Raw genomic sequence first — 22808 nt, 5'->3', positions numbered from 1 at the left:
GGTCAGGCCGGCCTGGATTGCTTCTTCAGGCCGGTGTGCAACAACGCCAGCAGCCCCCACAGGGCGGCGGTGGCGGCCAGGGTGAACAGGGTCAGGCGCACCCGCGTCGACGCCAGGCCGGCCAGGGCTTCCCGGTGTCGGGCCTCCACGGCCGAGAGGTCGAACCGGGGGCCGAGGCGGGCCGCAAAATCCACGGCCAAGCGCTCGTAGGCCCGGTCCCAGTCGCCGCCGGCGGCGGCGGGATCGGGCAGAAACGACTTGTCGGCGGCGTTGACGGTCAAGATCGCCAGCCGGTAGCGCTGTTCGGACAGTTTCTCCGGGGTCGGCCAGTCGGCCCGGGCCGCGGCCAGGGCGATCACGAGCCAGCCGGCCCCGGCCAGCAGGAACAGGCGCTTGCGGACAGCCGGACTCAACGCCGTCTCCGCCGTCCCTTGCGCTTGACCGAAGGCACGGCCAGGGGCGCTTCGCCGCCTTCAATGAGCGTCAGGTCCACGGCCAGCCGGCCGAGGTCCACGCCGGACAGCTCCACCGACACCGCCTGGCCCAGGCGGAAGCGCCGGCCGGTGCGTTCGCCCAGCAGTTCGTGGCGCTCGGCGTTGTGCTGGTAGTAGTCGTCGGACAGGCTCGACAGACGCACCATGCCTTCGGCCATGACTTCCTTGAGCTCCACCCAGAAGCCGAAGTCGGCGATGGAGCCGATGACGCCGGTGAATTCCCGGCCCACCTTGTCGGCCAGAAAGAGCACGGTCACGCGTTTTAAGATCTCGCGTTCGGCCTCCATGGCCACCCGCTCGCGGCGGCTGATGTGCTCGGCCACCTTGGGCAGTTTGGAGGCGAGCTTGGCCGGCGCGCCCTTGCCGGCGGCCACGGCCTTGAGCGACCTATGGACGACCAGATCGGCGTAGCGGCGAATGGGCGAGGTGAAGTGGCAGTAGCAGGTGGAGGCCAGGCCGAAATGGCCGTCGTTTTTGGGCGAGTACGAGGCCTGCATCATGGTGCGCAGGGCCAGCCGGCTGACCAGGAAGTCGACGTCGGAACCCGAAGCGTCGCGCAGCACGGCCGACAGGTCGCCGGGGCCGGGCTTGACCGGCAGCTTGGTGGCCATGTCGGTGGTGGCCAGGAGTTTGAACAGCGCTTCCAGCTTGGCTGGGTCCGGCTCGGGGTGGACGCGGTAGAGCACCGGCGCTTCGCGTTCGGTGAGGAAGCGGGCCACGGCCTCGTTGGCCGCGACCATGAATTCCTCGACGAGTTGGTGGCCAAAGTGGTGGGCCTTGGGCCGGATGTCCTCGGCTTCGCCCTGGAGATTGAACAGGATTTCCGGTTCGGGCAGGTCGAAGTCGAGGTTGCCCCGGGCGGCGCGCACCTCATGGATGGCCCGGGCCAGGACCTCGGCCGTTTCCAGCAGCGGCAGGATCTTGCCGAGGTTTTTGCGCTCGTCCTCGTCGCCCAGAAACAGCGCCCGGTTGACCTGGGAATAGGTGAGCCGGGCCTTGCTCTCGATGACTGCCGGATAGAAGTCGGTGCGCCCGGGCACGCCCTTGGCCGTGAAATCGATCTCGGCCACCACGGCCAGACGCGGCACGTGGGGGTTTAAGCTGCACAGTCCATTGGAGATGCGCTCGGGCAGCATGGGTTCCACGGACTGGGGGAAGTAGTACGAGTTGCCGCGCTCCAGGGCTTCCTTGTCCAGGGCCGAGCCCTCGGGCACGTAGTGGGAGACGTCGGCGATGGCCACGAACAGCGTGAAGGCCCGGCCGCGTTTTTTAACGTACACGGCGTCGTCGAAGTCCCGGGCCTTGGCCCCGTCGATGGTGACAAACGGCAGGGCGCGCAGGTCCTTGCGACCCGCGAAATCGGCCTCGCCGGGCTGCTCGGGCAGGGCTTCGGCCTCGCGCAGCACCTTGGGCGGGAAGGGGCCGGGGATGTCGTGGTTGAGCTTGACCAGCCGTTCCTGCACGGACACGTCGCCCTGGGCGCCGAGCAGCTCCAGGCCCCGGCCGGAGTAGAGCTTGTATTCGAGCTTTTCGCCGATATGCACCTGCATGACGTCGTCGGCCATGGGGTCACGGCCGCCGTCCTTGGGCAGGAAGTCCACCATGAAGCTCATGGTGTGGCGGGGGTCGGTGGGGCGGCACAGGTACAGGTCCGAGGCCATGCGCTTGACCACCCGGCAGGGCAGGGTGACCACGCCGCGTTCGATGACGCGGGCGATGCGGCCTTCGTGGTTCTTGTCCTTGCGTTCCCGGGTGACGGCGGCCACGACTCGGTCGCCGTGCCAGGCGTCGCCCAGGTCCTTGGGATGGATGAAGATGTCCTTGCGGCGTTTGTCCTCGGGCAGAACATAGCCCACGCCCGAGCGGCTGATTTCCAGGGTTCCGGTCACCAGGTGCATGCTTTCGACGAGGCCGAAACCCCGGCGGACGCGTATGATCTTGCCGGCCTCGAGCAGTTCGTCGAGGGCGGCGAGGACTTCGTGCATCTTGGCGCGCGGCGCGCCGAGCTGGCGCAGCAAATCCTTTTCGCCAAGGGGCTTGCCGCTTTCGCGGAAAACCCGGGCCACGGCGGCGGCGTCGATGCCTCCTCCCTGGACTTTCTTGGCGTCTTTTTTCTTTCTCTTGGTCGTCATGGTTCCTCCGGCATTGCGCGCTCCCCATGCTGTATATCCCCATGGCCCGGGGCACAAGCATGGCGGGGCGTTGCCGGCGTTTTTCGGTCATGCTAGCAGAAGCCAGGACGAACCAAGGAGGCGTCATGGTCCCTTTTGCCTGCCGGTTGCTGGGCGAGATTCGCTATCCCGAGGACTATTCCTTTGAACGGGTGGCGGCCATTGAAACGGAAATCGGGGCGGTTTTGGAAGACGCGCTGGCCGAATTGGGCGTTGCCCGGGTGGAAGTCGCGCCCGGTCCGGAGTCATTGACCTTTGAAGTGGCCTGCGATGCCTGCTCTTCCGAAGAAGGCGCGGCGGTGTGCGAGGCGATATTGCCCCTGGTCGACGACGGCCCCCTTGGCCGGGTGGTGGTGATGCGGTCGGCCGACGAGCCGATTACGGTCTACTACTTTTGCGGCGAAAATCTGGACGAGGTGTCGGTGGAGCGGCCGACCTGCTCGGTGGCCGAATAATCCGTCAGTCGGCCGCTGCCAGCCAGCCCGGCAAATAGTGGCGCGCCGAGGCCAGTTTCGCGTCAAGGGCCCGACAGCCCGGGACATGCTCCTCGACAAGGGCCCAGAATCGGGCCGAGTGGTTGAGTTCCCTGGTGTGGCACAGCTCGTGGACCAAGACCAGCCGGCACAGCTCCCACGGCAAAAACGCCAGCGTAAAATTGAGGCTGATGCGGCCCCGGGCCGTGCAGCTGCCCCAGCGGGTGCGCTGGGCGCGGATGGTCGCGCCGGCGTAAGAAAGGCCCGTTTCCCGGCTGACCCGGGCCAGGGCTTCCTTTAAAAGCTCCCCGCCCCGGTCGCGGCAAAAGGTGGTCAGCGCGCCGGCCACGGCCGCCATGTCGTCCACCGCCCCGGACACCAGCAGCGACTGCGGCCCCCTGGCCGTCAGCAGGCAGCCGTCACGGTCGCGCGCGGCATAGGCCACCTCCCACTGCCGGTCAAAGGCCGTGAGCACGATTTTTCCCGGACGCGCGGCGATCGCTCCTGGCTGCGGGGGGGAGCCTTCGGCGGCCAGCCGGTCCCAGGTGGCGGCGATCCAGGCGCTTCTGGCCCCGACCGCCTCGGCCAGACGCGCGGGCGGCAGCCCGACCGGCGTGGTCACGACCAGCCCCTGGCCGGGGATCAGGCGCAGCACCACGTTTTTGGCCCGGGCGTTTTCCCGCACCGCCACCGGCATGGGGCGCGGCAGCCGGGCGGCGGCCGCCGCAGCCGCGCCGGCCGCGTCAAAGGGCGGCCGACGTTTGGCCGGGCAGGCCCGGACCGGCCCGGAATGCGGCTTTGGGGTTGTGTTCGCGCGCGTCAACGTCTACCCTCCTGCGGGCCGCATAGTCGGCCGCACGGCTGGCCGTCAAGGGTCGGCCCAAGGAGCTTTTCATGCCTGTCACGCGCCTGCGCCTTGCCGCGTATGCCCTGCTTCTGGCGTTGCTGCTTGCCTTTGGCTGCGCCCCGAAAACGCCGGTCGCGCCGCCCGTCGCGCCCCCCGTGGTCAAGGGCCAGGGCGAGGTCGAGGACCTGCGCGTCCTGCCCCAGGACTTAAACGCCTACCTCGGCCCCGACGCCGACAAGCCGCTGTTCTCCCAGGAACAGACCACCTTGCGCATGGAAGGCTTTCTCCAGGAATGGACCAAGCCCTGGTATCTGACCAAACCCAGCCCCCAGCGCAAGGATGTGGAAAAGATCTTCCGCGCCTATGAAAACCGTCCCGGCTTCGGCCCCCGGGGCGTGCGCCACGAACCGGGTTCGGCTGCGGCGCTCCTGGCCGCCGCCGGCCTGGGCAACTTCCCCAACAACGTGCGCAAGGCCATCACGGTCAAAAACACCAATCAACGCGGGATGCCGACCAGCGAGCCGCGTTTCCTCGACCCGAGCCAGCCCGGCGAAGGCTACCCCTTCGACTATCTGCAACATACCTCGCTGCCGCCGGGAACGCCCCTTTACGTGATCCACTCAAGCCGCGACGGCTCCTGGGTCTACACCGAATCGGCCCTGACCCACGGCTGGATGCCGGCGGCGGACATGGCCTACGTGGACGACGCCGTCATGCGGGCCTTTACCACGCCGCGTCTGGCCGCCGTCATCCGCGACAACGTCATGGTCGCCGAGATCGGCCAGGGCGTGGACATCGGCGCGGTTTTCCCCCTGGCCGGGCCTCCCGGGTCCGGGGGCGTCACGGTGCTCGTGCCGGTGCGCGGCGCGTCGGGCATGGCCGAGCTCAAACAGGTTCGCCTGCCGGCCGGTACGGCCGTGCCCATGCCCATGGTCATGACCCCGCGCAACGTGGCCGCCGTCGGCAACCAGATGATGCGCCAGCCCTACGGCTGGGGGGGCCTGGACGACCGGCGCGACTGTTCGGCGCTCACCCACGACCTGTTTACGCCCTTTGGCATCTACCTGCCCCGCAACTCGGCCAGCCAGGCCGCTTACGGCGGCTCGGTGCCCCTTGGCGACCTGCCCGGCGACCAGAAAGAGGCGGCCATCATCCACCAGGGCATCCCGTTCGCCACCCTGGCCTACATGCCCGGCCATATCCTGGTCTACGTCGGCCAGTACAAGGGCCATCCGGTGATGTTCCACAACATGTGGGGTTTTCGGACCTTTGGCGAGAACGGCCGCGACGGCCGGCTGGTGATCGGCCGGGCGGTGGTGACCACGTTGCGGGCCGGCGAGGAAGTGCCGGCCGTGGGGCCCAGCCACATTCTGCTCAACAAGGTGCGCTCCCTTTCCATCCTGAGCCGCCCTTACTGATAGCGACCCGCGGAGGACGCGATGGGTAATCTTTTCGCCTGGGTAAGCCTGTGTTTCTGCGGCGGCGTGTTTGGCGCGCTGGCCAACAGCGTGCTGGTGTGGATGGCCGGGGCCTATGGCTGGACAGCGGCCATGGGGGTGGCCATCGCCCCGGAGTGGACCTTGCCGTGGCTGTATCAGCGCCTGGTCTGGGGCGGGCTGTGGGGGCTGGCCTTCGCGCCGCGCTTCATGCCTAATTCCTGCTTGTGGCGCGGGCTTCTGGTGAGTATTGGGCCGACCTTGGCCCAGTTGCTGATCGTGTTCCCCAACCAGCTCGGTAAGGGCTACTGGGGGCTGGAGCTTGGCAACCTGACGCCGCTTGTGGTGGTGGTCGCCAACGCGGTTTGGGGCATGGCGGCGGCCGCCTGGATCATGGGCGGCGACGACAACCGCCACGGCTACGGGCGACGGCTGCGGTAGTGACGCGCCCGTTCATGAAGGGGAGGCATCTTTCGAAGGACAAGTAATGGTTTTGCGCTGTTGTTCGCGAAACGCCACATGTTTCTTTCGTGGTCGCGACAGCAGGACGGCGGACATGGGCCGCCGCGCTTGAAGAGGTTTGACATCAGCGTCGGCGCGCAGCATATTCTTCTGAGAACCCCACGCGGCTTACGGAGGATGTCATGGCTGGCAGTTCTTCAGGCGTCACTATCGAGCGTATTGATGACCTCTATTACAAGACGACGTTGGATTTCACCACGCAGTCGCATTTTGCGGTCGGACAGGCCTACGCGCAAGCCATCGTCGATATTTTTCCTGCCTACGGTGCCGTAGTCGACAACTTCCTGTACCTGTCGGCCATATCCTCGCCGACGCATCCGGAATTGCCGGAACTCGTCGCCAAGGCGTACGACCTCGCCGTCGGGATGCCCCAATCGTATAAAGACGAGCTGGCCGGCATGATGACGGTTTTCTCTTCGCCCGTGGATCGTCTCGGCGACGGCGTTTTGTCCGCCAACGAACTGTTGGTTTTCGAAGTCGTTCACGATGTCGTTGATCCGGGCAGTTGTTCGGCCGGGGCGGTGTATGCCGGAGCTTCCGCCACGGGCGCGACCATCGTCGGGCGCAACTTCGACTGGTACGACATGCCCGGCGTCTCGTCGCTGCACAATGTCCAGCTTTACGTCAACGGCGACGAGGCCAACGACATCGTGGGCATAGGCCTGCTCGGACAGCTCTTCCCGGCGTCGGTTTTCAACGAGAAGCATCTTTCGGGCGCGCTGCTCGACAGCGACATGCACCGCGGCTACTTCACGACGCAAGGGGCCACATCCTACCCGGCCGATTTTCGCTACGCTTTTGAACAGCAGGACACCCTGGAAGGCGTGAGCCAGTATCTGCTCAGTCAAACCAACACCCATTCCTACATCGGTTTTTTGGCCGACGTCGAGACGGCGGCGGTGCTGGAAAACGATTTGGAACATCCGGCGTCGCGGGGGCTGCGCACGGCCGAATCGCCGCTGCGCGAAGGGGCCGTCTGGGAGGTGTCCGGGGCCGTGGCGGCGGTGAACTCGTTTTTGTTGCCCGGCACGACGGACAACTTTACGGATGATCCGGCGAATCAACGGCGTTTTGCAAGCTATCGGACGCTTTTTGAGGCGGAATTCGCCGAAAATGGCCTGCTTGACATGCAGGATATACAGAACATCGTGTCCTATGCCGGGACCGACGGCATCGCCAAGAATTCCGGCGCGATCTACCGTGCGACCAACGACTATCCCACCTATCAGTCGTACATCCTCGACATGGGTTCGTTACGGCTTGTCGCCAATTTCGGCCCGACCGACGGCAACCCGCCGCAGCCGGCATACGTTCAGGTCTTCGCCGCGAGTCCGTTCTAACGAAGGGCATTTGGGCTTTCCTACCGGCACAGATCCAATACACGCCCCCCCTTTAAACCACTCTCCATTTGGGGGGTCCGGGGGCCTCAGGCCCCCGGCCGCCGGAGGCATCCCTTTGTTTTTTCTACCTCGCCCGATCCCGAATAATCGCCTTGGCCGGGATCAGGCCGGTGGCCGCCGCCGACACGATGTTGCCGGCCACGCCCGGCCCGTCTCCGGCCACGTACATGCCGCCGATGGCCGTTTCCAGGTCCTTGGTCGTGTCGATCTGGGTGGCGAAGAACTTGATTTCCGGCGCGTAGAGCAGGGTTTCGTCGTTGGCCACGCCCGGGGCCACGGCGTTTAATTGTTCCAGGCCGTCCACGATATTGGCCACGATGCGCTCGGGCAGGGCCATGGCGATGTCGCCGCAGGTGACCGAGGTCAGGGTCGGCTCGACGCTGCCCCGGCGGATGCGGCTCCAGGTGCTTCTGCGGCCGCGTTTGAGGTCGCCGAAGCGCTGGAGGATGGGGTTGCCGCCGCCGATCATGGTGGCCAGCCGGCCGATGGCCTCGCCGTAAGCCTGGTTGTCCGAGACCGGGTCGTTTAAAACGACCTTGGAGAGAAAGGCGAAGTTGGAGCTGTCCGACTTGGCGTCCATGTAGGCGTGGCCGTTGACGCACACGAAGTCCTGATAATTCTCCAGGGCCACGTAGCCGCCCTGGTTGGTGCAAAATGTCCGGGTCTGGTCGTCGTATTTGCGGGTGCGCACGAAAAAGGTCGGATCGTAGATCACGTCGGTGATGTCGGCTAAAATCTCGCTGTGCACCTCCACCCGCACCCCGACCTCGATGCCGCGCTGGCTGTAGGGCAGGCCGTGGCGGCGGGCCAGCTGGCCCATCCACTCCGCCCCCACCCGGCCCGGGGCCAGGATGGCGGCCGGAGCCGTGTAGGTCGCCTTGTCCGTGGCCACGCCGGCCAGCCGGCCGCTTTCCACCACGATGTCGCGCACGGTCTCGCCGGTGCGGATGACGACGCCTTTTTCCTCCAGCCCCTTGGCCATGGCTCCGATGTGGGCCGGCAGATGGTCGCTGCCCAGATGCTTCTGGCGAATCAGCAGCAGTTCGATGCCGAGCTTGCGGGCTTCCTTGCGGATGGCCTTGGCCCGGTCCATGTCCGTGGGGTAGACCTGCCCGTCCATGCCCAGGCTCGTGAACACGGCCTCGGTCTCCTCGATGAGCGCGTTGGCCGCCGACAGCGGCATGAACTGGGTCAGGTCGGTCTTGCCGAGCTTGGGAATGAAATTGAGCTTGCCATCGGAAAAAAGCCCGGCTCCGCCGATGCCCGAGAGAATGTTGCAGGGCTTGCATTTGACGCAGTCGGCCCGGCCCTTGAGGGGGCAGCGGCGCTTGGCCGGGGCCTTGCCCTTTTCCAGCAGCAGCACGGACAGGTTGGAGTGGTTGCACAGGTAGTGGGCCGCGAACAACCCGGCCGGGCCGCCGCCGACCACAATGACGTCGAATTCGGTGCGCGTGGACTGGGACACGGGGAACCTCCGCAAAAAACCCCGCGCGCGGCGGGGGATGGTACGGACATACAGGGGAGCGGGGCGTCTTGGCAAGGCGTGGGAGGGGCGGCCAGGCCCTGCGCGTTGTCCGGCGGACACGGCCAGCCGGCTCCCGACGGTCCGACAGGAAGGGCAGGTTCGTGGTGGCGGGATGTGCTCGCGGTTCTTTTGCTTTGCACCGCAATGGTGTAGGCTTGTGACAGGCGTGAAGTCGGCGCGGGAAGTCGCGCGCCCGAAACCGGAGGGCGGCGGCGGGGAGGTCACATGACCCGGCAGCGAATACTGTTCGTCGACGATGATCCGCAACTGCTCGGCGGCTTGCGGCGGATGCTGTGGGATCGGCGCGAGGTTTGGGACATGCGTTTCGCCGAGGGCGGGGCGGCGGCCCTGGCCATGCTGGAGGCGGCCCCGGCCGATCTGGTCGTGTCCGATGTGCGGATGCCGGGCATGGACGGGCCGGAACTCCTGGAGCAGGTGCGGCTTCGCTGGCCGGCCACGGTGCGCATGATCCTGTCGGGCCACTCGGACCGGGATTTCGTGGTGCGCGCCATCAAGCCCGCCCACCAGTTTTTGTCCAAGCCTTGCACGCCCCAGGAACTGCGGGCGGCCATCGAACGGGTGCTGGGGCTTCGCGACATTTTCACCGACAAGCGCCTGTGCGAGGCCGTGGCCCGCCTCGACGCCCTGCCGGTGCTGCCGGCGGCTTTCGCCGAACTGACCGAGGAACTGCGCTCGCCCAATGCCTCGCCGCGCAGCCTTGGCGACATCCTCGACCGCGACGCCGGACTGGCCGCCGGGCTGCTCAAGCTCGTCAACTCCTCCTTTTTCGGCCTGGCCCGGCGGGTCTCCTCCACCGAGCAGGCCGTCACGCTGCTTGGCCTGGACACGGTGCGGGCGCTGGTCCTGTCCCATGGCCTTTTTTCCCGGTTCGACGCCGGGCGCTATCCCGGGTTCACCTTGTCGGGGCTGTGGAACCACAGCCTGGGCACGGCCCGGCTGGCCCAGGGCATCGCCCGCCAGGAAGGTGCGCCCAAAAACATGCTCGACGCCTGTTTCATGGCCGGGCTGGTCCATGATGTGGGCAAGCTCATCCTGGCCGAGCTGTTCGAGCCGGAATACCTCCGGGCGCTTTCCCTGTCCCGGGAGCGCAATATGCCCATTTTCGATGCGGAAATGGAAGTCTTCGGGGTGTCTCATGCCGGCGTCGGCGCGTATTTGCTGGGGCTTTGGGGGTTCGAGGAGCGGGTGGTCCTGGGCGTGGCCCGCCATCATCAACCCGAGGCGGCCGGACCGGACGCCTCGCTGGCCGTGGCCGCCGTCCACGCCGCCAACGCCCTGGAGCACGAACTGGTGGTCATAAACAGCCACTATGCTCCTCATGTCGTGAGCGAAGAGGCCCTGGCCGCCCTGGGCTTTGACGGGCGGCTCCAGGCCTGGCGCGAGGCCGGCCTTGATCTCTTGAGCCAAGGAGCGCAGCCTTGAACAAGCGGGTGCTTTTCATCGACGACGACGAACGCATCCTGGCCGGTTTCCGGCGCAACCTCCACAGCCATTTCGAGGTGGACGTCGCCGTGGGCCCCGAGGCAGGGCTTGCCAAGGTGCGCGACAATCCGCCTTATGCCGTGGTGGTGTCCGACCTGCGGATGCCGGGCATGGACGGCATCGCCGTGCTGGCCAAGGTGCGCGAGCTGCGGCCCGACACCGTGCGCGTGATGCTGACCGGTTTCGCCGAACTGGAGGCGGCCATCGCGGCCGTCAACGAGGGCAACATCTTCCGGTTTCTGACCAAGCCCTGCGAGACCGGCTATCTCATCGGCGCGCTGACCGCCGCCGTGGAGCAATACCGCCTGGTCATGGCCGAGCGGGAGCTGCTCGAAGGCACGCTTCGCGGCAGCCTCAAGATGCTCTCGGAAGTGCTGTCGCTGTTGCGGCCGGAGGTCTACGGCCGGGCGGCCCGCATCGCGCCCTACGTGCGGCCCCTGGCCAAGCTGTGTGGCGATCCCGCCCCCTGGCAGACGGAAGTGGCGGCCATGCTGTGCCTGATGGGCTACATCGTCCTGCCCGAAGGGGTGGTCTCCAAGGTGGAGCGGGGCCGGCAGCTCTCGGCCGACGACGCCGCCGTCTACCGCCAGCACGCCGAGGTGGCGGCCAAGCTCGTGGCCAACATCCCCCGCATGGGGCATGTGGCCAAGTCCATCGCCTATCAGGAAAAAAATTTTGACGGCACGGGCTTTCCCGAGGGCGGCCCGACGGGCAAGGAGCTGCCGCTGGGGGCGCGCATCCTGCGGGTGTTGCTCGACTTCGACCGCCTGACCGGGGCCGGGCTGGCCAAGGCCGAGGCCTACAAATCCCTCAAGCAGACAACCGGCCTGTACGATCCCGACGTGCTGGCCGCCCTGGGCGAGGTGCTTGGTGAGGAAGGCCGCTACGTCATCGTCAAGATGGCCATCAAGAACCTGCGCGAGGGCATGGTGCTGGCCGAGGACATCTTCGTGACCCGGGGCGGCCAAGTGATGAAGGTGCTGCCCAAGGGCTACGAACTCTCCGACGTGGCCCTGGCCCACATCGCCAAGCTCGCCCGCTACGACAGCATCACCGATCCGGTGACGGTCATCGTGCCTTCGGACGTCTAGCGGCGCGCCCCTGTTGGCCGGTTCCATTTTGCGTGGATAGGAGCGCGTTCAGACGCGACGGGGGCGGCCAGGCGGCAGGTGGCCTGGCAGGGGCGGGCCGAAGTGGTTGGCTGTGCGCCGCAGGGCCGGCAGCACGCCGCCGTGGCCCCGACGCAGGACGAGCAGGCACACGACCAAGAGCACCGGCGGCACGACCAGCAGCACATGGAGCAGATCGCAGCCGAGCACAAAGCGCCACACTGCGGTCGGCAGATCGTCCCTGGGCATGGTGCTTAAATCGAAATTGAGGAAATCCGGCAGGATGCCATAGATCGTGGTGTCCGGCCAGACGCCGTAGAGCTGCTGCCAGCCGACCTTGAACAGGGCCACCAGCAGCGAGCCGACAGCCCAGAGCACCAGCAGGCAGGCGGCGGCGAAAGCCGCCAGGCGTTCAAACGGATCGGCGTCGGCCATGGTCCCTTCCCGGCCGCGCCCAGGCGCGGCGCAAGAAATAAAGCAAGAATAATGCCTGCCGGCAACGCCAGCGTAGGCCTCGCTGGCTCCAACATCGCGCCGGACAAGGCCGGTCTGGAGGCGCTCAGGTACGGCCGGCGCGTCCGGCCTTGGGCCTCAGTCCTCGGCCGCCCGGTGGCGCCGGGCGGCCAGGGCGGCGGCGGCGATGACCCGGGCCAGATCGGCTTGCCCCAGGGGCTTGGCCAGATAATCGTCCATGCCGGCGGCCAGGCAGCGTTCGCGGTCGCCGGGCAGGGCGTGGGCGGTGATGGCGGCGATGAAGACCCGGGAGCGCCGGGGATCGGGCAGGGCGCGAATGGCCCGGGCAGCGGCCAGACCGTCGAGGCCCGGCATCTGCACGTCCATGAGGATGAGGTCAAAGTCCTCGGCGGCGGCGGCGGCCAGGGCTTGCCGGCCGTCCTCGGCCACGGCGATCCGGCAGCCCAGGCGGCCGAGCAGGGCGGCCAGGACATCGCGGTTGACCCGGTTGTCGTCGGCCACCAGCAACCGGAGGTCGTCTTGGAGGCGGCAGGCCTGGCGGATGGCGGCCACCGAGTCTTCGTCGTGTCCCTCTCGGAGCCGGGGAACGGCGTCCGCGGTCTCATCAGGGGTGTTGTCCAGGCCGAAACGGGCGGAAAGGGTGAAGGTCGAGCCCTGGCCCGGTTCGCTGTCCAGGCTGATGTCGCCGCCCATGAGCCGGGCCAGGCGGCGGCTGATGGCCAGCCCCAGGCCCGTGCCGCCGAAACGGCGGGTGTAGGAGCCGTCGGCCTGGGTGAAGGCCTCGAAGATGCGCCCGGCATCCTCGGGACGTATGCCGATGCCGGTGTCGCTGACGGAAAAAAGGATTTCCCGGGTTGCTTCCGTTGTTTCTGCTTCGCCGGGGAGCGTCACGTCCGGGTCCGGTTCGGCCGGGCGGGCGCTGATGACGATGCCGCCGCGCGTGGTGAACTTGATGGCGTTGCCGACCAGATTGACCAGCACCTGGCGCAGGCGGTCGGCGTCGCCGATCAGGATGTCGGGGGTCTCGGGCGCCACCTCCACGGACAGGCCCAGGCCCTTTTCCCGGGCCAGGACGCCAAGGCTGGCCTCGATAAGCGAAAGCAGCCCGCGCAGGGAAAAGGGTTCCTGGGCCAGTTCCAGACGGTCGGCCTCGATCTTGGAGAAGTCCAGGATGTCGTTGATGAGTTTTAACAGTGAGGCGGCGGAGTCCTCGATGTCGCGCAGATAGCTGGCCTGGGCGGCGTCGAGGTCGGTTTGCCCCAGCACCTGGGCCATGCCCAGGATGCCGTTCATGGGCGTGCGGATCTCGTGGCTCATGTTGGCCAGAAACTCCGATTTGGCCTGGCTGGCCGCTTCGGCCGCCTCCTTGGCCTGGGCCATGGCCGCCTCAGCCTCGCGACGCTCAGTGACCTCGTGGATGAGCTCCTGGTTCATGCGGTTGAGCGTGCGGGTGCGCTCGCGCACCATGTCTTCCAGACGCTCGTTGACCCGTTCCAGGTCCTGGCGGGACAGCACCCGGTCGGTGATGTCCTCGGCGATGCCGGCCACCCGATAGACCACGCCGGCGTCGTCGATAACGGGAAAAATGCGGGCCGCGATCCAGCGCATACTGCCGTCAGGGCGCACGATTCGATATTCCGGGAACTGGCCTGGGCGAAGCGGTCGGCCGGCCAGATCGGCGATGTAGCGCAGCACCCGGTCGCGGTCGTCGGGATGGACCGCGTCGAGCCAGGACATGGGAGCGTCGTAGAGGCTTTTGGTGGTGTGGCCCCACAGACGTTCGTAGGCCGGGCTGATATAGTAGATGCGCTTCCAGTCGGGCGAGCCGAGCCAGAACACCTCGCCAATGGCTTCGGCCAGCTGTCGGAATTTCTTTTCGCTTTCCCGCAGGGCCCGTTCGGTGGTCTTGCGTTCGGAAATGTCGCGCACCACGGCGATGACCCGTCCGGGGCGGCCGGTGTCCATGCCCCGCAGGCTCACCTCCACCCAGAAAAGCCGGCCGGCTTTGTCCCGGGCCAGCCAATCGAACAGCCGCGGCTGGCCGGCGGCGGCCTGGCCCAGGTTTATCAGAGCGTCGGCCAGGGTGTAGGGCGGAAATCCCGAGCTCAAGCGTTCCGGGTCAAGGCGGCGCAGTTCGTCGCGGGCATAGCCGTAAAGCGACACGGCCCGGTCGTTGGCATCGAGAAAAATACCCGTGGCGGCGTCCTGGATGAAGATAGCGTCGCTTGCGGCATTAAAGACTGCCCGGTAGTCGGCTTCGCTCTCGCAGGCTCCTTCGGCCAGGGGCGGGCAGGAGGACACGGGCAGCCGACCGCTGATAAGGACGGCCTTTGGCCGACCGCCAGGACCGGGCAGGGAGGTCATGGACCAGAACAGGGAAATGCTGCCGCCGGCTGTGAGCAGATCGGCCGCCATGGGCTTTGGCGGCACAGCCCCGCCCTGGATCGCTGCAAACGCGTGGCGCAGCCGGTCCCGTCCGTCCCCGGGGGCGAGGTGCTCCATGAAGTCCGTGCCGGCCAGATGGGCTTCGTCCGGGCCGAGCAGCGCCGCGCCCGGGGCCCCGATGTCCTGGATGCGTCCGTCCGGGGCGAGAATTGCGGCGATGTCCCCGGCGGCGGCGAGCAGGATTTTGGCGTGCTCCGCAGTGAGCGGCTCGCGGTTTTCCGGGCGGGGCGTGGGCGGCATGGCGTTCCTGGCGTTTGGGGTCCGGGGCTTGGGATTGTTGAAGTATGACCCTTTTTGGAGAGTGGGGCAAGCAGGGCCGGCGACTGGGGCAGTGATATTTATTTTTCCGGCCCGGCGTCTTCGGGGCCGGCTCGGTCGGTAAGGGGACGCGGTATCGAAAGTACCGGCGGCGGCTTGCAGGTTGGGTGTCACGATAAGAAAAGGATTTCGTGACTGCTGGTTGCGGGAACAGGTTGTATTGACAGCCGGGCGATCCTTCTTCACCCTCCGGGCGTTTTCACCGCGCAGGAAGACGCCGGGGCGAAAGCCGGGCGCGGCTTTGCCGCGCCGGCCGTCAGCCGTGTGCGTCGCCAGAAAAAAGGAGTCGTCATGAACGCGATGTCGTACGGGGATATGCAGAAGGTGTTGATGGATGAGCTGCGGCTCATGCACTATCCTATCGCCATCAAGTATTTTTTTGACCAAGCCGAGCTGGACGCCTTCAAGGCCGAGAAGGAGTATTACCTGCCGGCCAAGGCCTTGACCTTTTGCCAGGCCGAGCTTGGCGCGCGCATGGAGGGCATCACCGTCCTTATGGGGCCGGAGCAGTTGGGCTGTTCCAACGCCAAGTGCGGTTTCGGCTGGAAGGAGATCGACGCGGCCGAGATCAAGGGCCATCTCAAATACGTGCGCGACCTGGAGCAAGCCGAGAAGTTCGTGCGCAGCAAGCCGCGCCTGTCCGGGAAACTCCTGGCCGTGGCCGTCTCGCCCCTGGCCGACACCATGTTCGCGCCCGACGTGGTGCATTTCTACTGCGACAACATGCAGGCCTACCATCTGGTCGTGGACTGGATGGCGGCCCTGGACAAGCATCCGCTGCGTCCCAACATGACCATCAATTCGGCGGCCTGTGCTGGCAACGTCCACGTGTTCAACACCGGCGAGGCCAACGTGTTTCTGGCCTGCAGCGGCAGTTACAACGCCGGCAAGACCGAGCGCGGGGAGATCAACGTGGGCATTCCGGGCGCGGACATCGGCAAGGTCGTGGCCCAGCTCATGGCGCGCAAGGAAGCCACGGGCGGCGCGGCCCTGACCCGCTCCGGCCATCCTTTCCCCGGAGCCGACATCTGCAAGAACTGTCCGCTGATCGTCTTCAAGAAGGGCAAGGCCCCGGCCGAGGCCGATTCGTAATTTTGCCGCCCGGCGAGGCAGCAAAAAAGGCGGTCCCCCATGCGGGGCCGCCTTTTTTCTTTTTTACCGGGGACGCCAAGCTGCCCGAGGGGCGCTACTACAGACCGGCCGGTCCTTCGCCCTGTGTCGTCCCCCTCGCTCCTTTCCCCATTTGGGGGGTCTGGGGGCCTCAGGCCCCCAGCCGCCGGAGGCCTCTTCTCTTCTCTTTTCTTCGCTCTTTTCAGCTAAATAGACGTGCGCACAATAGCCCCCAGGCCGGTGTCGAGGAAGTGGGTGGTGATGGCCTTGGGGTCGGAGGTGTCCGGCACGTTGGAGCCCATGCGCGGGGACAGGCGCTCGATGGCGTAGTGGTCCGCGCCAAGGGCGGCCACCATGTCGGCGGTGGAGGTCCCGTCGAAGCGGGTGAGGAACAGGGCGCGGTCCCACATGCGGTCGGAGATGGACATGGCGGACTCCCGGTCAGCTTGTCCGTAAGATAGTGCGGCCGGGCGCGGCCGGCAAGGGAATTGCGGATATTTCGGCGAATTGGCAGGGCCGGGCAGGGGCGGGCGCGGCCGGGAAGCCGGGCGGCGGGCGTCTTGGCGGCTTGGCACGCTTCTGGCTCATGGGAGGCCAAACGCCTCATCATGGGGAGGAACATTGCCATGCGACGCACGCTTATCATACTGATCATTTTTTGCTTGCTGACCGCCTTGCTGGCGGCCCGGGCGGAAGCCTTCACCATCGTCACGCCCGGGTTTGCCGTGAGCGTGCCGCTCTATGCCGCCGTCCCGCCGCCGGTCTATGTCGCGCCGCCGCCGCCGGTGTACGTGGCTCCGGCCTACGCGCCGCCGGTGGTGGTCGCGCCGGCCTATCCCGGGCCGGTCTATGTGGGTCCGGGCTATCCGCTGCCTCCCCCGCCACCTCGCTGGTAACGTGCCGGCCGCTGCCCGGCCGCCCAGGATCGCGTTTGCGGCGGTCGGGCTGAAGCGGCCCTGGCCCAAGGCCGGCCTTGGGCCAGGACCAAGCAACAAGCCCCCGTGGTCCGACGGACGACGGGGCTTGTTGCTTGGGCCGGCTAGGCGGCCAGGAGCTGGGCCTTGTCCTGGCTGGCCTGGGCCACCGAGGCGCTGCTGGTGCTGGTCGTGGCCAGTCCGGTCTGGTCGCGGTAGGCCACGGATTCGCCGGTGGCGGCCGCCGTTGGCGTCGCGGCGGTGGTTGATGCCGTTTCCGTCGTTTCGCCGGCCGCCGTGGGCGAGGCCGTGCCCGCCACGGTGGCGGAATCGCTCTTCGTGTCCACGGCTTCGGCCACGTCCTTGGCCTGGTCCACGATGGTCTCCGCGTATTGCGTGCCGGTGGTCACGGTGTTGGAGACAAACTCGCTTGCCGTGGCCACCGTATCCTTGGTCCATTCGTAGGCGGTGGTCGCCCGTTCGGCCACGTAGCTCACCGCCTGGCTGATCTTCTCCACGGCGGCGGAACCCGTGGAACTGGCGATGTCGGCCACCATGCCCGTGACGGTCGCCACCGTTTCCTGCACGTAGCTTACCGCCGTGGACACCTTGTCCGCCACCCAGTTGGCGGCGGTGGACACCGTCGTGGCCGCCCAGCTTACCGCCGAGCCCACCGTGGACACCAGCTTGCCCACCGAAGAAGTCGCGCTGACCGCCGTCTTCACCGCCGAGGCCACCTTGGAGAAAAAGGACTTCAGGCTCATCTGGTCACCCTCCCATGGTTAATGCGTTGTTGTTGGCTTCCGTGCCGTATTTGTCCTGCTATGAGCCAGAAGCGTGCCAGGTGATAACACACTGATTTAACAGGGTTGGGGTGCAGGGAGACTGCCTCATGCCGCAACGAAGCGAGGCAGGGGGCGGGGGATTTTGGGGCAGCGGCCGGGCAGGGCGCGGGACGTCGGGAGGGCGGCGGCGCGCGGGCACCCGACGCAAACCGGGACATGCCCTCCTTGGCGGCCAAGAGCGGCTGGCAAGGGCGGTCCCACCGGTCGCCGGCCGCCAGCTTCGAATTGCCGACGAATCCGAAACCCGTTACAATATCAAGCGTAAAGGCGTAAGCGCCCGGCCGGCCGCACCACGCGGCCGGGGCTTGGCCGACCTGATCAGGAGGTCTGATGCAGCCGCCCCCGCTTGCCCTGACGCCGGAGATGTCCGCGCGCCTGACGCGTTTTGCCGTGCTTGTGTCCGACGCCGCCTACGAGGCCGCCGCCGAGGAACTGGCCGCCTGCCGCAAACTCTGCGACAAGCTGCCCGGCCGGCCCAAGACCGCCGCCGACCTCATCGAGGGCATGGACCGGATGCTGGGCTACGTGCGCGACCGGGAGCAGCTCCTGGAAGACGCCGTGGACCGCCTCGACAGCTCCCATGAGGAGCTTTCCCGCCTCGGCCGCCAGCTCAAGATCGAAAACGCGGCGCTCAAAAGCCAGCTGCGCCAGAATTTTTCCCCGGCCCGGGTCATCGGGGCCAGCCCGCGCATGGCCCGGGTGCTCCAGCTGGCCCAGCGCGTGGCCGAGACCACCGTCAACGTGCTCATCACCGGCGAGACCGGCACGGGCAAGGAGATGGTGGCCAAGGTGGTGCATTATTCCGGCCGCCGCCGCCATGGCCCGTTTATGGCCGTCAACTGCACGGCCGTGCCGGAAACGCTATTTGAGAGCGAGTTTTTCGGCATCGAAAAGGGCGTGGCCACGGGGGTGGAAAAGCGCCGGGGCATCATCGAGGGCGCTTGCGGGGGGACGCTTTTTCTCGACGAGATCGGCGACATGAGCGAGGCCAGCCAGGCCAAGATCCTGCGCGTGCTGGAGCTTGGCGAGGTGACGCCGGTGGGCGGCCGGGGGCCGGTTTCCGTGGATCTGCGCCTGGTCTCGGCCACCAACCGCGATCTGCGCCAGGACATCGAGACCGGCCGGTTTCGTCGCGACCTGTTCTACCGCATCAAGGTCGTCCACCTGGAGCTGCCGCCCCTTCGGGAGCGCGCCGACGACATTCCGCTTCTGGCCGAGAATTTCCTGGCCACTTTCGCCCGCAACATGGGCCGGGGCAAGCTGGTCTTTTCCAAGCGCGCCCGGGAGGCCCTCATGGAATACGCCTGGCCCGGCAACATCCGCGAGTTGGAAAACGAGGTCGAGCGGGCCGTGGCCCTGGCCTACACCGAGACCATCCACGTCGAGGACCTCTCCCGCGACGTGCGAAACGCCAAGGCCCGCCGGCCGCAACCGGCCGCCGAGACCTTCCGCCCGGCCGCCGAGGTCGGCCGGCTGCGCGCCCTGGAGCGCGAGGCCATCGAGGCCTGTCTGGCCGAATGTTCGGGCAACCGCACCCAGGCGGCCCGCAAGCTCGGCATCAGCCGCGAGAGCCTGCGCCGCAAGCTCAAGCTGCTCTATCCGGCCGCCGGCGACGAAGCGGCGGAGGTTGGCGACGATCCGGACGCCGGAGCGGCCGCCGTGGTCCTGCGGCCGGGAAGTTTTCGTGACGACTAGCGCCGCCCTGGACGCCCTGGTCGTTGTCCTGCGCCACCATGGGATATCCACCACCAGCGCCGATCTCATCGCCCGCCACGGCCTGGCCGGCCGGCCCCTGCACGTGGCCACGCTTTTGCGCATCGCCAAGGCCCTGGGCTTTGCCGCCAAGCGCCGTCGGCTGCCGCCGGCCGGGCTGCTCGAACTCGGCGAGGCCTATCCCTGCCTGGGACTTTGTCGCGACGGCGGCGCGGCGATCCTGTCCGGGGCGCGCCTGGGCCCTGACGGCGGGCGCGAACTGGTGCTCTACGACGCCGCCGGCGCACCCGGCGGGACCGCCTTCGTCTTCGTGCCCGAGGCCGAGGTCGCCGCGCGCCTGACCGGCGAGGTCCTGCTTTTCAAAAAGCGCCGGGTGGAAGCCGGCGACGCCAAGCGCTTCAGCCTGTCCTGGTTCTGGCCCCAGGTGGCCCGGGAAAAACGCATCTTCCTCGAAATCGCCGGCATCGCCTTTTTCATGCACGGCCTGGCCTTTGTCGTGCCGCTGTATTTCCAGGCCGTGGTGGACAAGGTGCTGGCCCACCACACCATCTCCACCCTCAACGTCCTGGGGCTGGGCGTGGTCGGGGCCATCCTGTTCGAGGGCGCGCTGCGCTATCTGCGCGAATTTCTGCTGCGTTTCGCCACCACCAAGATCGATCTGCGTCTGGCCATGGAGACGTTTGCCCACATGATCAAGCTGCCGCTCCCCTTTTTCGAGCGCAGCTTCGCGGGCGTGATCATCAAGCACATGCAGCAGACCGATCAGGTGCGGGAGTTTTTGACCGGCAACCTCCTCAACACGCTGCTCGACGCTTCCTCGCTCATCGTCTTCGTGCCCGTGCTTTTTTGCTACAGCCCGCGCCTGACCATGCTGGTGCTGGCCTTTGCCGTGGTCACGGCCGGGGCCATCGGGCTTATGGTCGGGCCGTTTCACCGCCGGCTCATGGCCCTGTACGCCGCCGAGGGCGAGCGGCAGGCCCTGCTCGTGGAAACCATCCACGGCATCGGCACCATCAAGAGCCTGGCCCTGGAAGGCGGCCGCCAGCGCCGCTGGGAGGAAGGCTCGGCCTTGGCCGTTTCCCGCAACTTCGACGTGCGCCGCATGTCGGCCCTGGGCAACGCGCTCATAAAGACCCTGGAGCGGCTCATGACCGTGGCCGTCATCTGGGTGGGGGCCTTGGGCGTTTTTGACGAGTCGCTCACCATGGGCGAACTCATCGCCTTCCAGATGCTGTCCCAGTCCGTGACCATGCCCCTTATCCGCATCGTGGAGCTGGTCCACGAATACCAAAAGGTCCATCTGGCCGTGGAGATGCTGGGCGAAGTCATGAACCGCAAGCCCGAGGCCGGGCTTGTGCGCGGTGGGGCGCGGCCGGCCATCGGCGGCGAGATCGTGGTCACCGAGGCTCGTTTTGCATATGTGCCGGGCGAACCGCCGGCCCTGGACGGCGTGTCCTTCAGCGTGGCTCCGGGCGAGGTGCTCGGGGTTGTCGGGCGCAGCGGCTCGGGCAAGACCACGCTCACGCGTCTCATCCAGGGCTTGTATCCCCTGGGCGGCGGGCGCATCAGCTTCGACGGCACGCCCATAACCGATCTCGACGTGGTGCACCTGCGCCAGAACATCGGCGTGGTGCTCCAGGAAAATTTCATTTTCAGCGGCACGGTGCGCGACAACATCGCCGTCACCCGGCCCACGGCCGACCTCGACGACGTGCGCCGCGCCGCAAAACTGGCCGGGGCCGACGAATTCATCGAGCGCCTGGCTTCTGGCTACGACACGGTGCTGGAGGAAAACGGGTCCAACCTCTCCGGCGGCCAGAAGCAACGCCTGGCCATCGCCCGGGCGCTGCTCAAGGACCCGCGCATCATGATCTTTGACGAAGCCACCAGCGCCCTGGACCCGGAGAGCGAGGCCCGCATCCAGGAAAACCTCGACGGCATCGCCAAGGGCCGCACCACCATCATCGTGGCCCACCGGCTCTCCACCCTGCGAAACGCCGACCGCATCATGGTCCTGGACCGGGGGCGCATCGTGGACATCGGCCCCCACGCCGAACTGCTGGAGCGCTGCGACATCTACCGCACCCTCTGGGAGCGCCAGACCAAGGGGATGCGCTGATGGGCAGGCGCAACATCCGGCCCGAGGCCATGGAGTTCCAGCCCGACGCCGTGGCCGTGTCCGAGGGCGAGCCGCCGGTCCAGGCCAGGATCGCCGTCTACGTCATCTTCGCCTGTCTGGTCTTTGGCGGGCTGTGGGCCTGGTTTTCCGAACTCGACCGGGTGGTTTCGGCCGGCGGCATGCTCGTCACCCGGGTGCCGCCCATTGTGGTGCAGCCCCTGGAAACGGCCGTGGTGCGCCAGATCAACGTGCGCCCCGGCGACGTGGTGCGGCGCGGAGCGGTGCTGGCCACCCTGGACCCGACCTTTGCCAGCGCCGACTTTGGCCAGTTGGCGGCCAAACGGCGGTTCCTGTCGGCCTTCGTGGTGCTGCTGGCCGCCGAGCTGGACGGCCGCCCCCTGCCGGCTCTGGATGAGAGCGCCATGGACGGCGAGGAAAAGGTGCGGCTCACCCTTTTCGCCATGCGCAAGGAGGAGTTTCGGGCCAAGGTCGAGGCCAACGACCGCGAGGTGGCCCTGCTCGAAGACGCCGTGGCCGCCAACGCGGCCGAGCGGATGCGTCTGGGCGAGCAGGCCAATCTGGCCAAGGAGATCGAGGGCATGTTCGGCAAGCTCGTGCCCGGCGGCGGGGCCAGCCGGCTGGAATACCTGGGGGCGCTGCGCGAAAAGCTGCGGGTGGACGATCTGGCCGCCAAGACCGAGGAAAAGCGCGAACAGCTGGTGGAGCAGCTCAGCCGGGCCAAAATGGAGCGGCAGGCCTTTGTGAGCAACTGGCGGGCCCAGACCGCCACCCAGTTGCTCGAAGCCCGGCAAAATCTCGACGAGGTGGACCATTCCCTGGCCAAGGCCTCGCGGCGCAGCGAACTGGTGGAACTTTCCGCCGTGGCCGACGCCATCGTCAAGGAGGTCGCGCCGCTCTCCGAGGGTTCCATCGCCAAGGCGGCCGAGACTTTTTGCGTGCTGGTGCCCATCGGCGACGCCGACGGGGCCCTGGAGGCCGAAGTGTCCATCGCTGCGGCGGACATCGGCCATATCCGCGTCGGCAACGAGACTCGCCTGAAACTTGCCGCCTATCCCTTCCAGCGCCACGGCTTTCTCGACGGCGTGGTGCGCATGGTCAGCCCCGACGCCTTCGTGGCCGAGGGCGCGGCCCCGGGCCACGAAGGCGGCCAGGACGGCGTGGGCGGGGTGCATTACAAGGCGCGCATCCGGCTCACCAGGACGACGCTGCGCGATGTGGGGCCGGATTTCCGCCTGCTGCCGGGCATGACCGTGTCGGCGGAAATACTGGTGGGCAAACGCCGGGTGGCGACCTACATTCTCGATCCGGTGATCCGGGGGCTGCATGAGGCGTTAAACGAGCCATAAGACAACCAAAACAGGGGAGGGTG

General features: G+C 67.2%; 19 protein-coding genes. 11 read left to right on the top strand and 8 right to left on the bottom strand.

The features are described from left to right. Positions 1–2 precede the first annotated feature (2 nt). Together DMR_RS17690 and rnr are read right to left on the bottom strand one after the other, a co-directional pair. The gene (locus DMR_RS17690; RefSeq protein ID WP_015862411.1) at positions 3–413 is read right to left on the bottom strand and encodes a hypothetical protein; all 411 of its coding nucleotides are present in this window, start codon (positions 411–413) and stop codon (positions 3–5) included. Continuing rightward, complete coding sequence (gene rnr / locus DMR_RS17685; protein WP_043601029.1) at positions 410–2626, bottom strand: ribonuclease R; 2217 nt, start codon at positions 2624–2626, stop codon at positions 410–412. The genes DMR_RS17690 and rnr overlap by 4 nt, the downstream gene beginning before the upstream one ends. Before the next feature lie 125 nt (positions 2627–2751). Here rnr and DMR_RS17680 point away from each other — a divergent pair, with 125 nt between their 5' ends. Next, on the top strand, positions 2752–3120 hold the full coding sequence (locus DMR_RS17680; RefSeq protein WP_043601027.1) for a hypothetical protein: 369 nt from the start codon (positions 2752–2754) through the stop codon (positions 3118–3120). Positions 3121–3124: 4 nt separating this feature from the next. On the opposite strand, the gene DMR_RS17675 is transcribed toward DMR_RS17680, so the two are convergent. Beyond that, positions 3125–3961, bottom strand: coding sequence for a M48 family metallopeptidase (locus DMR_RS17675; protein WP_015862408.1), 837 nt, complete (start codon positions 3959–3961; stop codon positions 3125–3127). 71 nt (positions 3962–4032) lie between these two features. Here DMR_RS17675 and DMR_RS17670 point away from each other — a divergent pair, with 71 nt between their 5' ends. From DMR_RS17670 to DMR_RS17660, 3 genes are all read left to right on the top strand, one after another. Next, a complete protein-coding gene (locus DMR_RS17670; protein ID WP_015862407.1) occupies positions 4033–5403 on the top strand; it encodes an SH3 domain-containing protein in 1371 nt (456 codons plus the stop codon). Positions 5404–5424: 21 nt separating this feature from the next. Continuing rightward, positions 5425–5862, top strand: a complete 438-nt coding sequence (locus DMR_RS17665) for a hypothetical protein (RefSeq protein ID WP_015862406.1) — start codon at positions 5425–5427, stop codon at positions 5860–5862. A 203-nt stretch (positions 5863–6065) separates the two neighbouring features. Next, a complete protein-coding gene (locus DMR_RS17660) occupies positions 6066–7283 on the top strand; it encodes a C45 family autoproteolytic acyltransferase/hydolase (RefSeq protein ID WP_015862405.1) in 1218 nt (405 codons plus the stop codon). A 124-nt stretch (positions 7284–7407) separates the two neighbouring features. On the opposite strand, the gene DMR_RS17655 is transcribed toward DMR_RS17660, so the two are convergent. Then, a complete protein-coding gene (locus DMR_RS17655; protein WP_015862404.1) occupies positions 7408–8808 on the bottom strand; it encodes an NAD(P)/FAD-dependent oxidoreductase in 1401 nt (466 codons plus the stop codon). Between the two features lie 285 nt (positions 8809–9093). On the opposite strand from DMR_RS17655, the gene DMR_RS17650 reads away from it, so the two are divergent. Together DMR_RS17650 and DMR_RS17645 are read left to right on the top strand one after the other, a co-directional pair. Beyond that, positions 9094–10311: a response regulator gene (locus DMR_RS17650; RefSeq protein ID WP_015862403.1), complete on the top strand. Its 1218-nt coding sequence runs from the start codon at positions 9094–9096 to the stop codon at positions 10309–10311. After that, positions 10308–11462 carry an HD domain-containing phosphohydrolase gene (locus DMR_RS17645; RefSeq protein ID WP_015862402.1) on the top strand — a complete coding sequence of 385 codons (1155 nt, stop codon included), beginning with the start codon at positions 10308–10310 and terminating at the stop codon, positions 11460–11462. Before DMR_RS17650 ends, DMR_RS17645 begins: the two co-directional genes overlap by 4 nt. Positions 11463–11510: 48 nt before the next feature. Here the strand turns inward: DMR_RS17645 and DMR_RS17640 are convergent, their stop codons facing one another. Next, positions 11511–11915, bottom strand: coding sequence for a hypothetical protein (locus tag DMR_RS17640; protein WP_015862401.1), 405 nt, complete (start codon positions 11913–11915; stop codon positions 11511–11513). A gap of 156 nt (positions 11916–12071) precedes the next feature. Continuing rightward, positions 12072–14639 (bottom strand): PAS domain S-box protein, encoded by a 2568-nt coding sequence (locus DMR_RS17635; protein ID WP_015862400.1) that lies wholly within the window; start codon positions 14637–14639, stop codon positions 12072–12074. A gap of 369 nt (positions 14640–15008) precedes the next feature. Here DMR_RS17635 and DMR_RS17630 point away from each other — a divergent pair, with 369 nt between their 5' ends. Next, complete coding sequence (locus tag DMR_RS17630; RefSeq protein WP_015862399.1) at positions 15009–15809, top strand: DUF169 domain-containing protein; 801 nt, start codon at positions 15009–15011, stop codon at positions 15807–15809. A gap of 224 nt (positions 15810–16033) precedes the next feature. Here DMR_RS17630 and DMR_RS17625 read toward each other — a convergent pair whose 3' ends face one another. Beyond that, positions 16034–16255 (bottom strand): hypothetical protein, encoded by a 222-nt coding sequence (locus tag DMR_RS17625; RefSeq protein WP_015862398.1) that lies wholly within the window; start codon positions 16253–16255, stop codon positions 16034–16036. A 198-nt stretch (positions 16256–16453) separates the two neighbouring features. Here DMR_RS17625 and DMR_RS17620 point away from each other — a divergent pair, with 198 nt between their 5' ends. Continuing rightward, positions 16454–16723, top strand: coding sequence for a hypothetical protein (locus DMR_RS17620; RefSeq protein ID WP_043601024.1), 270 nt, complete (start codon positions 16454–16456; stop codon positions 16721–16723). Positions 16724–16866: 143 nt separating this feature from the next. Here the strand turns inward: DMR_RS17620 and DMR_RS17615 are convergent, their stop codons facing one another. Beyond that, on the bottom strand, positions 16867–17505 hold the full coding sequence (locus DMR_RS17615) for a hypothetical protein (protein ID WP_043601021.1): 639 nt from the start codon (positions 17503–17505) through the stop codon (positions 16867–16869). A 411-nt stretch (positions 17506–17916) separates the two neighbouring features. On the opposite strand from DMR_RS17615, the gene DMR_RS17610 reads away from it, so the two are divergent. The 3 genes from DMR_RS17610 to DMR_RS17600 are packed head-to-tail and all read left to right on the top strand — an operon-like array spanning position 17917 to position 22785. Next, positions 17917–19281, top strand: coding sequence for a sigma-54 interaction domain-containing protein (locus DMR_RS17610; protein ID WP_015862394.1), 1365 nt, complete (start codon positions 17917–17919; stop codon positions 19279–19281). Beyond that, a complete protein-coding gene (locus tag DMR_RS17605; protein WP_043601019.1) occupies positions 19271–21418 on the top strand; it encodes a peptidase domain-containing ABC transporter in 2148 nt (715 codons plus the stop codon). Before DMR_RS17610 ends, DMR_RS17605 begins: the two co-directional genes overlap by 11 nt. Further along, entirely contained in the window at positions 21418–22785 is a 1368-nt protein-coding gene (locus tag DMR_RS17600) for an HlyD family type I secretion periplasmic adaptor subunit (protein WP_015862392.1), read from the top strand. Before DMR_RS17605 ends, DMR_RS17600 begins: the two co-directional genes overlap by 1 nt. Positions 22786–22808 lie beyond the last annotated feature (23 nt).

The sequence above is a fragment of the Solidesulfovibrio magneticus RS-1 genome, assembly GCF_000010665.1.
Lineage (GTDB): Bacteria > Desulfobacterota > Desulfovibrionia > Desulfovibrionales > Desulfovibrionaceae > Solidesulfovibrio > Solidesulfovibrio magneticus.
The sequence above is the reverse complement of the archived record's forward strand: the minus strand, read 5'-3'. Positions and strand labels throughout refer to the sequence as shown.

Coding starts and splice junctions, on each gene's coding strand:
- rnr (WP_043601029.1), bottom strand. CDS start 2,626: ATGACGACCAAGAGAAAGAAAAAAGACGCCAAGAAAGTCCAGGGAGGA.
- DMR_RS17680 (WP_043601027.1), top strand. CDS start 2,752: ATGGTCCCTTTTGCCTGCCGGTTGCTGGGCGAGATTCGCTATCCCGAG.
- DMR_RS17670 (WP_015862407.1), top strand. CDS start 4,033: ATGCCTGTCACGCGCCTGCGCCTTGCCGCGTATGCCCTGCTTCTGGCG.
- DMR_RS17665 (WP_015862406.1), top strand. CDS start 5,425: ATGGGTAATCTTTTCGCCTGGGTAAGCCTGTGTTTCTGCGGCGGCGTG.
- DMR_RS17660 (WP_015862405.1), top strand. CDS start 6,066: ATGGCTGGCAGTTCTTCAGGCGTCACTATCGAGCGTATTGATGACCTC.
- DMR_RS17650 (WP_015862403.1), top strand. CDS start 9,094: ATGACCCGGCAGCGAATACTGTTCGTCGACGATGATCCGCAACTGCTC.
- DMR_RS17640 (WP_015862401.1), bottom strand. CDS start 11,915: ATGGCCGACGCCGATCCGTTTGAACGCCTGGCGGCTTTCGCCGCCGCC.
- DMR_RS17635 (WP_015862400.1), bottom strand. CDS start 14,639: ATGCCGCCCACGCCCCGCCCGGAAAACCGCGAGCCGCTCACTGCGGAG.
- DMR_RS17630 (WP_015862399.1), top strand. CDS start 15,009: ATGAACGCGATGTCGTACGGGGATATGCAGAAGGTGTTGATGGATGAG.
- DMR_RS17625 (WP_015862398.1), bottom strand. CDS start 16,255: ATGTCCATCTCCGACCGCATGTGGGACCGCGCCCTGTTCCTCACCCGC.
- DMR_RS17620 (WP_043601024.1), top strand. CDS start 16,454: ATGCGACGCACGCTTATCATACTGATCATTTTTTGCTTGCTGACCGCC.
- DMR_RS17615 (WP_043601021.1), bottom strand. CDS start 17,505: ATGAGCCTGAAGTCCTTTTTCTCCAAGGTGGCCTCGGCGGTGAAGACG.
- DMR_RS17610 (WP_015862394.1), top strand. CDS start 17,917: ATGCAGCCGCCCCCGCTTGCCCTGACGCCGGAGATGTCCGCGCGCCTG.
- DMR_RS17600 (WP_015862392.1), top strand. CDS start 21,418: ATGGGCAGGCGCAACATCCGGCCCGAGGCCATGGAGTTCCAGCCCGAC.